Genomic DNA, 13,655 nt, shown 5'->3' with positions numbered 1-13,655 from the left:
AGAGGGAGAAGACAGGATTAACGAATCACTTCATAAATGGCGGTCTGGATGGACTGCCATTTTTTTGTGGTGGCATCCGGCTGTGATTGTGCCCGACGCGTCGCCAAATCCAGATCATGCTGCTGGCGCTTCACCACGGCAGGCACGGTGCAAAACGCCTTCAGATACTGTTTACGCATTGACGTCAGGGACTCGCCATTCGACATGGCATGGCTGAGCGTGTTGATAAAGCGCCGGCACGGCTTCTGTTCCACCATGTTCTGTCGGTAGCGCAACATCAGCTCCAGAACGTCGTCATAGTCAGCCGACATCGCCTCTTCCGTCCAGGAGAGCTTCCAGTCCATCCCTCCCTGCAAAAACAGCAGTGCCACCCGGGTATCATTGCGGTTAATCGCCGAGCGGAAATTATTCTCGTCCCAGGTCACGCCCATGCGCGACAGCGTCTCGCGCGAGGAGGGGGTTTCGCGCATCTCCTGAGGCTGGGCCGTTTCTGCAACGTTCCCGGCTGCAGGCTGGGGTTTACTGCTGGTTAACAGCCAGAAGCCGCCCGCCACAATGGCAATCACCATCACGCCAACCGCCCCCCATAACGCGCCGGAAATAAGCTGCTCACGCTGTTCTGGCGTGCGCGGTGCGCGCTGGGTCGGTTTTTCAATCGTGTCACGAACCTCAAAGAGATCCCCGCCGGTCACACGATCCATTTTCTGCGCCTTTTCCCAGAAAGCATGCAGCTCGCTGGCATCCACCGCCATCAGTCCGGCCGGGTTGACGCGGGTTCTCCCCTCTTCAAAAGCACGTTGAACCGGTCGGGTGATCTGCGTGTAGTAGTTATCCAGCAGTTGGATTTGCGCCGAACTTAACGCCTTCTGCACGGTAATATTGTTGCGGATTTGCCGAATATCATCGAGGAAGGTTTGCAGGGTTTTCCGCGGTTCCACCATCAGCGTGAGCATTGACGGATCGCTAAACAGCGAGGCGTAGTAGCGGCTGAACTCTTTTTTATCCACCAGCATCTGTGCCAGCTCACTGAACATCATGCCGCTCAGCACATCATTGATGTCACCAAGCTTCAGCCAGCGCCGCACGCGGTCCGCGTTAAACAGGGTTTTAAGATGGTTATTCAGCCGCACCTGATCGGGCCAGGCCTGCTGGATCAGCCCTTTTATCATCAACTCAATCGTACGCACCTGCTTGTGCGCCTGTTGTTGCTGGAGTTCACTGCCAGGCGCCACTTCGGTGCTGTAGGTCAGAAGAGGCTGCTGCAAACGAAGGTGCTCCAGGGTGGTCACAAACCGCATCGCGGCAATCAGCTGATTTTCACTGACATCCTGACCGCTTTCGTACTGAGGAACACGCTGCTGAAGCAGACGCAATTGCAGCGTGAATTCGGACATCTCCGCGTCATTCAAATTGAGCGTCTTCGCAACCGCATTCCAGCCCCCCAGGCCTAAACGCGCGCTGTCCAGTTGTTCCAGAAACCAGCGTGGATCTTTTCCCTCAGAAACATGTACATTCAGGAGAAGTAAAATTTCAACCGAGGCCTGGCGAATAACCGCCAGACAGTGTTCGAACTGTTCGCGGATAGGGTGTGCTGTGCTGAGAGTCATTGTTTTCCTTAAGCGACAACGAAGACAACCAGAATGGGCCCGTAATGGCCGTTTTTCTTTTTATTTATACGAGGTTAACCATACCTGACTTTCTGTTGAAATAAAGTGACACCACGAAAATCATTTTAAATGTTTCAGGAGAATCTGAATGCCTGTCTTAACGACATCGCGTCTTATCTGTTCACCGCTGCAAGACCATGACTGGCCCTTTTTCCTGGCGTTGCAGCACGACCCCGAGGTGATGCGTTTTGTCGCGGAAGATCGCCCCGTGGAGGCGATCCGCGAGGCGTTCGACTCTCGTCTGACGCCCTGGACGCCGGGCAGCGCGCACTGGCTTTGCCTCGTTGTGCGTGACGCCACCTCCGGCGTACCGCTCGGCGTCACCGGTTATATTCATCGCGATGACGATTGCGCGGAAGTGGGTTTTCTTTTTGCACCTGCGGCCCAGGGGAAAGGCTACGGCTTCGAATCGCTGCAGGCGCTGTGCGGTTACGCCTTTCATCAGGGCGGCATCCGCCGCCTCACCGCCACCGTCACGGCGGGGAATATCGCCTCCAGACGCCTGCTGGAAAAAACGGGCTTTCGTCTGGAAGGCGAGTTACGCGAGAGTTATTACCTTGGCGGACAATGGCATAATGACTGGCTGTTCGGTTTATTGAAGCAGGAATATCTCAGCAATCATTCCTGATCTATAGCCATTTGGCGGATATTTCGCGTGTGTCGTTTCCTCTACAATATTGCCATTAAGAGGAAACGAATATGAAAGGTCATGCGCTGAAGATATCTTCTGCCGCCATTGCGTTAATAAAAAAACAGCAGGGGCTTTCTCTGGAGAAATATCGTGATGAAAACGGTTTATGGGTTATTGGCTATGGCCATGTTATTCGCCAGGGCGAATGTTTTCAGCGTCTTATCACGCCGCTACAGGCTGAATATTTACTTCACGATGATATTCAGCTGTGCGAAACGCTGCTGCGGGAAAAATTTAAACGCCCGTTAACCCAACAGCAGCACGACGCGCTGGTGTTAATGATGCTCAGTTTCGGTGAGACGACCTCACTCCCGACCGCAATTCTTCAGGCCGTCGCCCGGGTATAGTACATCGCGGCCTGGGTTCTGTTTTTCACCTCCAGGCGGCGGAAAAGCGCTTCCAGGTGCGCTTTCACCGTGGCGGCGCTGATGTTGAGATTGCGCCCGATCTCTTTGTTGGACTCCCCCGCCGCCAGTAATTTCAGGACTTCGCGCTGGCGTTCGCTTAAGGATAATAACGCCTGCGGCGCCGACGGTTGCCTCACCCACTCACCGGGGAAGCACACCATTCCTCGGGAGACCGAATCCAGCACTGCGGAAAAGCGCTCCGGGTGCGCATTGCGGGGAACAATGGCCATCACGTTTCGCTGCAGCAATTGCTCAACCCATCGGGCCTCTTTTTTAGCCAGAACCATTACCACGCGTATCGTCGGGAAACGCTGCATGATCGCTTCCAGCCAGCCGATCCCCTCATCCTCAATTAAATTCCCGTCAATCATGACGATAGCCGAGGGTGACGCTGAAATTTGCGCCCATAAATCTTCTGCCTGACAGCTTCCCGTAATATTTATTTCCGGAATTAATTTCTGAAGACTGTGTATCGCTCCGTGAATAAACAGGGACTGCCTGTCAAACATAATTACCCGCATCGTTTTTCTCCCTCTGAGAGTCGCGAAGGGAGATTCTACAGAGGCATTATTTAAGAAAAAACTCAATGAACGGAGACGTTACAAATCCACCAGTGTTATTTATATCTCCCAGTATCTGGACACATTCAATTTGAGGATTTCCTTAAGAGGTTCCATCCCCTTAAGCGCAGGCATCACAGGAACATACCGCCTGATACTTCAATACGTTGCGCATTCATCCAGCCCAGTTTATCGCTGAGCAGCGCCGCAATGGCATCACCGATATCATCCGGCAGCCCTACGCGCCCGAGCGCCGTCTGTGATGCCAGCATCTGGTTAAGCTGCGCGTTGTCACGCACGCGTCCGCCGCCAAAGTCGGTTTCTATCGCACCGGGAGCAATGATATTGACGGAGATACCGCGCGCGCCCAGCTCTTTCGCCTGGTAGCGGGTCAGCACTTCCATCGCCCCTTTCATTGCCGCATAGGTGCCGGAACCGGGTTGCGTAAAACGGGCCAGCCCGCTGGAGACGTTCAGGATCCGCCCACCGTCGTTCAGCAAGGGAAGCAAACGCTGCGTCAGGAAAAAAGGCCCTTTGAAATGGATATTCAGCGCCTCATCAAACTGGGCTTCCGTTGTCTCGGCATAGGGCGCGTACAAGCCCGTCCCGGCGTTGTTTAATAAATAATCAAAGGTTTCACGCTGCCATACGGTATTAAGGATTTCCTGAAGCTGACCGGCAAAAAGGTCGAAACTGGCAACATCGCCGACGTTGAGCTGCAATGCGGCCGCGTTAACGCCTTTTTGCTGAATTTCGCGCACAACATCCAGCGCGTCCTGTTGGCTTCGGTTATAGGTCAGGATAATTCCCGTTCCGTCTGCTGCCAGCTTTAAGGCCGCGTTTTTACCCAGGCCACGGCTACCCCCTGTGACTAATGCAATACGTTCAGACATAAGAAACCTCGTTTTGACTGTTGTGGAGATTGAGAAAGAGCTTATTAGGTGATAGAAGATCAATAAAGATGTCGCAGAGCGCTTCACTGTTTCAATTGCAACAACAATGAGCTTCGTCTATGGATAAAATTCACGCAATGCAGCTGTTTGTTCGTGTCGCGGAACTGGAGAGTTTTTCCCGGGCGGCGGAGTCACTGACGCTGCCGAAAGGCAGTGTTTCGCGGCAAATTCAGGCGCTGGAAAACCGACTGGGAACCCAGCTATTGCACCGAACCACGCGTCGCGTAAGCCTGACGCAGGACGGCATGGTGTATTACGAGCGGGCAAAAGATCTTCTGACAAACCTGGATGAACTGGACGGTATGTTCCAGCATGACCCCTCCACCATCAGCGGTCGGTTACGCGTGGATATGCCCGTCAGCGTTGCTCGAAATTTAGTCATCCCCAAACTGCCTGCTTTTCTGCAGCAATATCCGGGCATCGAGCTGGAACTTAGCAGCAGCGATCGCCTGGTGGATGTTATTCGTGAAGGGTTTGATTGTGTGGTACGCGTCGGCGCGCTCAAAGACTCGGGACTTATCGCCCGCCCGCTGGGCAAGCTGTCGGTGATTAACTGCGCCAGCCCGGATTATGTCACGCGTTTTGGCTATCCGGAAACACTGGAAGATTTGGGTTCACACGCCGTCATTCACTACGCCGCCACGCTGGGAACACGTCCCCAGGGCTTTGAATTTTATAACGGCACGTCGACGCAGTGGGTGAAGACGGGCGGGGTTTTGACCGTCAACAGCACAGAAACGTATCAGGCGGCGTGCATCGCCGGATTGGGTATTATCCAGGTGCCGCGCGTTGGCGTGCGTGACGCTCTGCGCACCAGGAAGTTGATTGAAGTTCTCCCGCAGTACCGGGCGGAACCGATGCCGGTATCGCTGATTTATCCCCACCGGCGCAACCTCTCCCGTCGGGTACATCTGTTTATGGAGTGGCTTACTGCACTCACAAAAGCTTACGTGGATTAGTCGCAAGCTATAATTCAATAACATCCAGCCAAACGAAAAGGAAAAGTCGCGTGACGCCGGAAAACAACCCGCAACGACCTACCCAACATTTAGATTACGAACCCATCCAGAAGATGGAAACCGGGCCTGAAGAAGTAAAAATGCCAGGCACCGCCAGCAAAGCGCTGGGGACTGTCACCAGCCTGGCAGAGCGGATACAGCAGTTCCCCATGATTGCGCACCTGATACGCGCGACAGAGCGGTTTAATGACCGCATGGGTAACCAGTTTGGGGCTGCCATCACCTATTTCTCTTTTTTATCGATGATCCCGATCCTGATGGTGTCCTTTGCCGCAGCCGGTTTTGTGCTCGCGTCACACCCAACGCTGCTGCAGGATATCTTCAATAAAATCCTGAATAACGTCAGTGATCCGACCCTCGCCACCACGCTCAAAAACACCATTAATACCGCCGTACAGCAACGTACGACGGTCGGTATCGTCGGTCTGTTGATTGCCCTTTACTCCGGGATTAACTGGATGGGCAACCTCCGCGAGGCCATTCGTGCCCAGTCGCGCGAGGTGTGGGAGCGTAAGCCTCAGGACCAGGAGAAAATCTGGGTTAAGTATCTTCGCGACTTTGTTTCGCTGATTGGCCTGCTCGTCGCGCTGATTGTGACGCTCTCCATCACCTCTGTCGCCGGTTCGGCGCAGCAGATGATTATCTCTGCGCTCTATCTGGACTACATCGAATGGCTGAAGCCCGCGTGGCGCGGCATTGGACTGGCTATTTCCATCTTCGCCAACTATCTGCTGTTCTTCTGGATCTTCTGGCGCTTGCCCCGCCATCGTCCGCGTAAGAAGGCGTTTATCCGCGGCACATTGATTGCGGCGATAGGCTTTGAAGTGATCAAAATTGTGATGACTTACACTCTGCCATCGCTGGTGAAATCCCCTTCTGGCGCGGCGTTTGGCTCGGTGCTGGGGCTGATGGCGTTCTTCTACTTCTTCGCCCGCCTAACCTTGTTCTGCGCGGCGTGGATTGCCACCGCCGAGTACAAAGACGACCCGCGTATGCCGGGTAAAACACACCGATAACGCCTCTCCCGGGCTGAAACTTCAGCCCGCTTCATCATTTCAGCATATAAATCCAGTCCGTAACTTTTATTTAACCAAAAACCAGTTTTATCAGCTGATATTTGAAAACTGTGAAGCATTTCATGGAAGTGTTTTGTCTGGCCTGAACATTATCCGCTTTTTGTTGCTTTTATCACCAGCAGGCGGCTTTGTTACAGATTGAAATATCGCTTTTGCTGTGCGTAATATGGCCTTTCGTCCGACTAAAAATAAGAAAATATTATGCAAGCAACAGCCACAACACTCGACTCCGGCGCGGAAACCGCGCCGGTTAACTCGCGAAACAAAGTTGTCGTCGCCTCGCTGATTGGCACCGCCATTGAGTTCTTCGACTTTTACATTTATGCCACCGCAGCGGTCATTGTCTTTCCGCATATTTTCTTCCCGCAGGGTGACCCGACGGCAGCCACGCTGCAGTCTCTGGCTACCTTTGCGATCGCGTTTGTTGCGCGTCCGATTGGCTCTGCCCTGTTTGGACACTTCGGCGATCGCATCGGCCGTAAGGTCACGCTGGTAGCCTCGCTGCTGACGATGGGGATCTCCACCGTCGCTATCGGCTTGCTGCCTACCTACGAAACCATTGGTATTCTGGCCCCGATGCTGCTGGCGCTGGCGCGTTTTGGTCAGGGTCTGGGGCTGGGCGGTGAATGGGGTGGTGCGGCGCTGCTGGCCACGGAGAACGCACCGGCACGCAAACGCGCGCTGTACGGTTCATTCCCGCAGCTTGGTGCACCGATTGGCTTCTTCTTTGCGAACGGGACTTTCCTGCTGCTCTCCTGGCTGCTGACGGACGAACAGTTCATGAGCTGGGGCTGGCGTATTCCGTTCGTCTTCTCCGCCGTGCTGGTGCTGATTGGCCTGTATGTCCGCGTGTCGCTTCACGAAACGCCGGTTTTCGCTAAAGTTGCCGCCGCGAAAAAACAGGTAAAAGTGCCGCTGGGTACGCTGCTGACTAAACACGTCCGCGTGACGGTACTGGGCACGTTTATCATGCTCGCGACCTACACGCTGTTCTATATCATGACGGTCTATTCAATGACGTTCAGCACCGCCGCCGCGCCGGTTGGGCTCGGCCTGCCGCGTAACGAAGTGCTGTGGATGTTGATGATGGCGGTCATTGGGTTTGGCGTCATGGTGCCGATTGCCGGCCTGCTGGCGGATAAGTTTGGTCGTCGCTCAAGCATGATTGTTATCACCACGCTGATCATTCTGTTTGCCCTGTTCGTCTTCCCGCCGCTGCTGGGTTCAGGTAGCCCTGCGCTGGTCATGGCGTACCTGCTCATTGGTCTGAGCCTGATGGGCCTGACCTTCGGCCCGATGGGCGCGCTGCTGCCAGAGCTGTTCCCGACGGAAGTGCGTTATACCGGTGCGTCGTTCTCCTATAACGTTGCCTCTATTCTGGGTGCGTCCGTTGCGCCTTATATCGCCACCTGGCTGCAGGCAAATTATGGCCTGTTCTACGTGGGCGTTTACCTGGCCGCCATGGCAGCGTTGACGCTGATTGCCCTGCTGCTGACCCACGAGACGAAGCACCAGTCTCTGTAATTCACCGCGGCCTGATACCCTCTCCCCCAGGGAGAGGGTAAAGGTCCCGAAAGCCGCACGTTATTTTTTCATCTGCGACAAAATGTTCCGGCACTGATTCGCATCCCCTTCTGACGGCGAAATTAACGCCAACAGCGCCGCCGCTGGCGTAACCAGCGTCGCGAGTGCTGCCGCCACCGCGCCGCGCGCAATCAGCGGACCGGGTTTCACACCCGCCTGAGGATTTTTAAAGGTCCCACGCACGTAGAGCGGCGAACGCAGGGTGATGATACGAATCCCCTTACTTTCCGGATCGATGGTTAAATCAAGCTGCTCGGAGGCCATACTGGCGGTGCCGGTCACGTTGATGACCGCGTTCTCCGTATCGAAGGCAAAAATTTGCGGGCGCGCCACGCCGTTGACCAGATCCAGGTTGGCCGCCGCACAGTTCACCCGCACCTCATCATCACCGAAGATTTGCCCGATGACGTAGTTCCCGACGTTCAGCCCCAGGATCTCCATCAGGTTGCGGCTCACCAGCCCGTCGTTCATCAGAAGCTTCAGGTTACCGTTACTGCTCCCGAGCAGTGCAGCCACGGAATTCCCCACGCCGCGGATATCCGCATCGCCGTTCATTTCACCGAGGGTTTTCTGCATCAATTCCACGTTCGGCATCAGCTCTTTCAGTTTGAGCCGGCGGGCCTTGATATCGGCACGCCCCTGCATCGGCTTTTTATCGCCTTCGAGGTGAATGTTCGATGAGAGGGTCCCACCCGCCATACCAAACTTCAGCGGCTGCAGGCGTAAATCGGCATTTTTAAGCAGGATATGGGTCGAAAGATTGCTGATCGGCAGCGTACTGCCATGTTCGATTTTGCCCCCTTTAAAGCGAACATCCGCATCCATTACGTCCCACTTATCGGTCTCAAAGCGATCGTAAGGCAGGACTTTCCCCGCCGGCTGGCGATCTTTCTTCACCTCTTTTGATTTCGTGCCTTTACCGGAATCAATCCCGATTAGCGGCCCCAAATCGGCCAGCCGCAGCTGGCGAGACTCCACATCGCCTTCCAGTTTCGGACGCGGTTTTCCGGTGGTGTAGGTCAACGAGCCATGGATATCGCTGTCGCCAATACGGCCATTGAAATCGCGATAATCAAATACCGACGATTTTTCCGTGTCGATTTTTGCCACCAGATGCCCGTCCGTCTCAAACGGTGGCGTATCTGGCAGCAGGACGCCAGTGAGTTCATACAGTTCACCCAGCGAATCACCGGCAAACTTCAGCCGCAGATCAACGCCCCCCATGTTCATAGGGTCGTTGACGGTCCCGGTGAAGGCCACCCGCGTGTTCCCGGAGCGGAAATCCGCCTGCACAGGAAACGGCGTCGAGTCGCTTCGGAGCGCCAGCATGCCGCCAATTTTGCCGGTGCCGGTCAGGGGCTGCCCTTTGTAGCGCCCTTCGGCCTTCAGGCCGAAAACATAATCCCCGGCTTTGGCATTATCGCCCTTCGCTTTTGCACCGGTCACTTCGCTAAACGGCAGCGGTTTGCCCAACGGATCGACCAGGATCTCGATATCAGCTTTGCTGACCTTGTCGTCGATGGCGATCCGCCCGCGATCGAAGAGAATATTGTCGAGACGGAATGACCATGATGAGGGTTGCGCATTGGGATCTTTTTCGTCGCTGCTGGCGAGATCAAAGGTCCAGTTGTTATTCTTTTCGGAAAGGCGGATCAGGCGCGCATCGGGTTGCTGAAGCTTGATCCACGGCAGGTAAACCGTTTTGGTCAGTAGCGCTAACGGGGCCAGCGTGGCTTCTACGCGGGGCAGATGCACCATTGTCACGTCAGGAATATCCGGCGGGTTGCCGAGAATGATGTCGTCGGCGTGGACATGCGGCCAGGGGATCCAGCTTCGCCAGCCGGTCTCCTCTTTCTGGCGTTCCCACACCACCCCGAGATCGCCGCGTATGGCGAAGGGGCGATTGAGTTCGGTGGAGACTTTCTGGTTGATGGTCGGCTTAAGGCGGTTCCAGTCAAACGTCGCGATAATGACGACGGCGACCACGATCAACAACAATAAAATCCCTGCTGTCCAGGAGATTACCCTGGTTGTTTTTGTCATTGTTATCCCCTTTCCTGATGACCTTACCTGTAAAACTATAGTTCAGACAAAGGGAAGCGGGCAGATCAGAGGATCGTTATCACGGAATCGAGGGTATCCATTGGGACCGGACGAGAGAGGAAATAGCCTTGTGCCGCCGCCGCGGGAGAATTTTGCACATCACGCCACTCTTCCAGCGTTTCCACACCTTCCACTATCACGCCCTGGCAGTAGCGGTTCATCAGTTGTAATAACAGCGTAAACAGATTCCGCCCTTCCGGGGTCTGGCGCAGCATAATGAACAGGTCGCGGGCCACTTTAATGTAGTCGTAACGCACTTCGCTGAGGGCAGAGAAGTTCGCCATCCCGGTGCCAAAGTCATCCAGCCACAGCGGGCCGAATTCGCACATCGAGGCAAATGATGAGTCCTGTGGCAGACGAACATGCTCCACCAGCTCAAAGCGCATCCACGGTAAGGAGGCGATCAGCTCCTGTAATTTCGCGTTCTGGCGCAGCGCCAGCAGGGTGGGTCCATCGACGTTGACCGAGGCGAGGATGGCGTGCTGTTCGAAAAAGGCCTGTTTGGTTGCCAGCATACGGAGCTGTTCTTCCAGCACATCCAGGCGCTGGCGCACGGCAACTTCGGCAAAATAGCGGTCCGGTGCGATACGCTGTGAGGGGTTTGACGGGTGCGTCACGACGGTCAAAATTTCAATAGCCATCAGTCGACCGTCCGTTCGGTAGATCGGCTGATAGGTGTACGCACGCTCACATTGCAGCCAGTAGCGATGCTCCTGCAAGTTCTCAATACTTGCCTCAGGCGTAGTGCTCAGCCGCTGGATAACCTGCTCTGACTTCATTTCAGATGTCCTGTTGTTGGATGGCCTTTCTGGACTCGTCAAAGGGTTATCGGCCCGGCAATTGAGAACTTTATGTTCAATTCACCCGGAAAATGAAATTAAGCGGGCAGAAATTAACAGGAACACGCGCTGGCTCAAATAAAATAATGGAACGTCGTTTTAATATAGTTGACCGCATAATTCACTCAGCGCACACTACCGAAAATTACTCTGTTCAGGTTCACGACTATGACCAAGAAAATTGCCGTGATTGGCGAATGCATGATTGAGCTGTCACAAAAAGGCGCGGAAGTCAGCCGCGGTTTTGGTGGCGATACGTTAAACACCTCCGTTTATATTGCCCGTCAGGTTGCCCCTGAGGCCCTTACCGTGAACTACGTCACCGCCCTGGGGACGGACAGTTTCAGCCAGCAAATGCTGGAAGCCTGGCAGAGTGAGCAGGTGGACACCTCGCTGATACAGCGTATGGAAAACCGACTGCCGGGGCTTTACTACATTGAAACCGACGATACCGGCGAGCGGACCTTCTACTACTGGCGTAACGAAGCCGCGGCCAAATTCTGGCTGGAGAGCGACGCTGCGGCTGCCATCTGCGAAGCGTTAGCCACCTTTGATTATCTTTATCTGAGCGGGATTAGCCTGGCTATTTTAAGCTCAGCCAGCCGTGAAAAGCTGCTGTCGTTACTGCGTGAATGCCGCGCCAATGGCGGCAAGGTTATTTTCGATAATAACTACCGTCCGCGCCTGTGGGCCAGCCGTGAAGAGACGCAGCAGGTTTATCAGCAGATACTGCAATGCACCGATATCGCCTTCCTGACGCTTGATGATGAAGATGCGCTGTGGGGTGAGAAACCCGTTGATGAGGTGATTGCGCGTACGCAGGCCGCCGGCGTAAGTGAAGTGGTGATTAAGCGCGGGGCTGATTCGTGTCTGGTCGCCATCGCAGGTGAAGCCGTCATCGACGTCCCTGCGGTGACGTTGCCGAAAGAGAAAGTGATTGATACGACGGCGGCGGGCGATTCATTCAGTGCGGGCTATCTGGCGGTGCGTCTGACGGGCGGAACACCTGAAGCGGCGGCCCAGCGTGGACACCTCACGGCGAGCACCGTGATCCAGTATCGCGGGGCAATTATTCCGCGTGAGGCAATGCCACAGTAAAAAAAACCTCTCCGACAGGGAGAGGGTTTTGAATGAGGGGCATTACTGCCCCTGCGGGATATCCGTTGCGTCCTGATGCAAATCATCTGCCGTAGCAGCCTGCGATGGCTGCGGCGTGGAGGCCATAATGGTATTCCAGGTCGACTGAAGTTCCTTCATGTCATATTCCGGCTCGCCTTTCGGCTGCAGAAGAATCAACGCCATTTCCTGCGACAGCTGCTGACGTAAGTCCTGATTCAACATATCGACGGTCAACCCCTCCAGGAAGTCCTGACGAAGCTTCTGGTACTGCTCCGGCGCAATATCCACCACCTGATTCTGCAGTGAGCGAATACGCTGGCTGATCAGAATGTCGGTATCGGCGCGGGCATACGTTGCAAACAGCTTCTGCAGCTCAAGTTTTTTCTGTGCGACCAGCGCATTGAACTCTTCTTCCGACAGGCCCTCTTTGCGCACTTTTGCCAGCTCTTTTGCCACCACGCCCAGATTCGCATTCAGCTTATCGCCCGGCGATTCAACGTTAATGGCACACTGTGCACGCTGGAACAGCACGCGGCAGTCAAAGCCGAGACCGATATTCTTCACGTTATTCTTGCTGAGCGTCTGCTGAACGTGCCAGAACAGCGCTTCACGTGCCAGATCGGCACGCCAGTAGCGCAGCAGCGCCGCTGACTCACGAATTGGCTGCCAGGCGTTATCCCACATGACGGAGAGGCGATCCTGACGAACGGTATCCGTCATAATGCTGACAGGCTCTGCGCGCAGCGGAGAGAGCGTTGGGACAGGGGCCGGTGTTTCGCGTTTGCCTTTCAGTTCGCCAAACGCTTTGTTGATCTGCTCCACCACCGCACGGCTGTCCACATTCCCCACCACGATAAGCGTCATCGCGTCCGGGGTGTACCATTTCTGGTAGAACGATTTTACCTGCTCAGCGTCCACCGGCTGTTTCAGCGGCTCGGCCGGGTCATGCCCAAGCAGCGTTGAACCCTTCAGGCGGTAACGCCACCAGCCCTCTTTGGTGTCCACAGGCCAGGTGGCAACCATGTCACTGTTGCTCAGCGCATAGTTAACGGTTTCCGGCGTAATCGCCAGATTGCCCGACGCATCGGCGAGATACGTAAGGGCTTCTTTGAGCAGGTCGTTACGGTTATTTGGCAGGCTCAGGTTGAACATGGTGTAGTCATACGAGACCACGGCCGGCGGAAGCGGGCGCTTCGGATCAATGGCCTGTTGCCAGAGCGAACGCACCTGAACTGCTTGTAAACTGCCGCTCTGCGTGAGCGCCAGTCGGGGAATAAAATGGCTAAAACCGGTTTGCTGAGTGCTTTCCGTGAGGGAGCCGGTATTAACAGACAGACGGATTTCAACACGGTCACTTGGACGTTGTGGGGTGGCTAAAACCTGCCACTGAAAACCGTTCGCTAGTGTCCCTTGTTGCCAGGCCGGGTCTGGCTGGAGCGCATCTGCCTGCACATAACTGGCTGCTGCCATCATCAGCAAACCGCCGGTTAAGAGTCGAATTTTTGTGCCCTGCATGTGAACCCCTGATCAACATTCCTGGTTAAAGAGAGTGTCTCGCGACGCGTTTCACTCTAAAAGATGACGATGAAAACACGTCGATTAGACCGCGTGTTCTACAAAACGTCACGGTCAGAAGT

Annotated in this window: 12 protein-coding genes; 6 read left to right on the top strand and 6 right to left on the bottom strand. The window is 54.9% G+C overall.

The annotated features are described in order from the left end of the window. Positions 1-17 precede the first annotated feature (17 nt). Positions 18-1,607, bottom strand: coding sequence for an STY4199 family HEPN domain-containing protein (locus F8561_RS17395; protein WP_151887727.1), 1,590 nt, complete (start codon positions 1,605-1,607; stop codon positions 18-20). Between the two features lie 148 nt (positions 1,608-1,755). On the opposite strand from F8561_RS17395, the gene F8561_RS17390 reads away from it, so the two are divergent. Both F8561_RS17390 and F8561_RS17385 read left to right on the top strand, forming a co-directional pair. After that, positions 1,756-2,295 (top strand): GNAT family N-acetyltransferase, encoded by a 540-nt coding sequence (locus F8561_RS17390; RefSeq protein ID WP_078774780.1) that lies wholly within the window; start codon positions 1,756-1,758, stop codon positions 2,293-2,295. 71 nt (positions 2,296-2,366) lie between these two features. Beyond that, entirely contained in the window at positions 2,367-2,705 is a 339-nt protein-coding gene (locus F8561_RS17385; protein ID WP_151887726.1) for a lysozyme, read from the top strand. On the opposite strand, the gene F8561_RS17380 is transcribed toward F8561_RS17385, so the two are convergent. Together F8561_RS17380 and F8561_RS17375 are read right to left on the bottom strand one after the other, a co-directional pair. Continuing rightward, a complete protein-coding gene (locus tag F8561_RS17380) occupies positions 2,684-3,286 on the bottom strand; it encodes a response regulator transcription factor (protein WP_040018268.1) in 603 nt (200 codons plus the stop codon). The genes F8561_RS17385 and F8561_RS17380 overlap by 22 nt on opposite strands. A gap of 173 nt (positions 3,287-3,459) precedes the next feature. Beyond that, the gene (locus tag F8561_RS17375; RefSeq protein ID WP_032679191.1) at positions 3,460-4,218 is read right to left on the bottom strand and encodes an SDR family NAD(P)-dependent oxidoreductase; all 759 of its coding nucleotides are present in this window, start codon (positions 4,216-4,218) and stop codon (positions 3,460-3,462) included. A 119-nt stretch (positions 4,219-4,337) separates the two neighbouring features. Here F8561_RS17375 and F8561_RS17370 point away from each other — a divergent pair, with 119 nt between their 5' ends. The 3 genes from F8561_RS17370 (at position 4,338) to F8561_RS17360 (ending at position 7,897) form a co-directional block, all read left to right on the top strand. Beyond that, positions 4,338-5,237: a LysR family transcriptional regulator gene (locus F8561_RS17370; RefSeq protein WP_014172080.1), complete on the top strand. Its 900-nt coding sequence runs from the start codon at positions 4,338-4,340 to the stop codon at positions 5,235-5,237. A 50-nt stretch (positions 5,238-5,287) separates the two neighbouring features. Then, positions 5,288-6,313 (top strand): inner membrane protein YhjD, encoded by a 1,026-nt coding sequence (gene yhjD / locus F8561_RS17365; RefSeq protein ID WP_151887725.1) that lies wholly within the window; start codon positions 5,288-5,290, stop codon positions 6,311-6,313. A gap of 261 nt (positions 6,314-6,574) precedes the next feature. Then, positions 6,575-7,897, top strand: a complete 1,323-nt coding sequence (locus F8561_RS17360) for an MFS transporter (protein WP_014172082.1) — start codon at positions 6,575-6,577, stop codon at positions 7,895-7,897. A 60-nt stretch (positions 7,898-7,957) separates the two neighbouring features. On the opposite strand, the gene F8561_RS17355 is transcribed toward F8561_RS17360, so the two are convergent. Both F8561_RS17355 and pdeH read right to left on the bottom strand, forming a co-directional pair. After that, on the bottom strand, positions 7,958-10,000 hold the full coding sequence (locus tag F8561_RS17355) for an AsmA family protein (RefSeq protein WP_032679194.1): 2,043 nt from the start codon (positions 9,998-10,000) through the stop codon (positions 7,958-7,960). Between the two features lie 65 nt (positions 10,001-10,065). Beyond that, on the bottom strand, positions 10,066-10,839 hold the full coding sequence (gene pdeH, locus F8561_RS17350; RefSeq protein WP_020884490.1) for a cyclic-guanylate-specific phosphodiesterase: 774 nt from the start codon (positions 10,837-10,839) through the stop codon (positions 10,066-10,068). Between the two features lie 228 nt (positions 10,840-11,067). Between pdeH and F8561_RS17345 the strand changes: the two genes are divergently transcribed. Then, on the top strand, positions 11,068-11,997 hold the full coding sequence (locus F8561_RS17345) for a sugar kinase (protein WP_063925797.1): 930 nt from the start codon (positions 11,068-11,070) through the stop codon (positions 11,995-11,997). A 42-nt stretch (positions 11,998-12,039) separates the two neighbouring features. On the opposite strand, the gene F8561_RS17340 is transcribed toward F8561_RS17345, so the two are convergent. Next, positions 12,040-13,533 (bottom strand): M16 family metallopeptidase, encoded by a 1,494-nt coding sequence (locus F8561_RS17340; RefSeq protein ID WP_025202804.1) that lies wholly within the window; start codon positions 13,531-13,533, stop codon positions 12,040-12,042. Between the last annotated feature and the right edge of the window lie 122 nt (positions 13,534-13,655).

The organism is Enterobacter sp. 198 (assembly GCF_009025585.1).
Taxonomy (GTDB): Bacteria; Pseudomonadota; Gammaproteobacteria; order Enterobacterales; family Enterobacteriaceae; genus Enterobacter; species Enterobacter ludwigii.
Note: the sequence above shows the minus strand (reverse complement) of the source record. Positions and strands in the feature narration are given on the sequence as shown.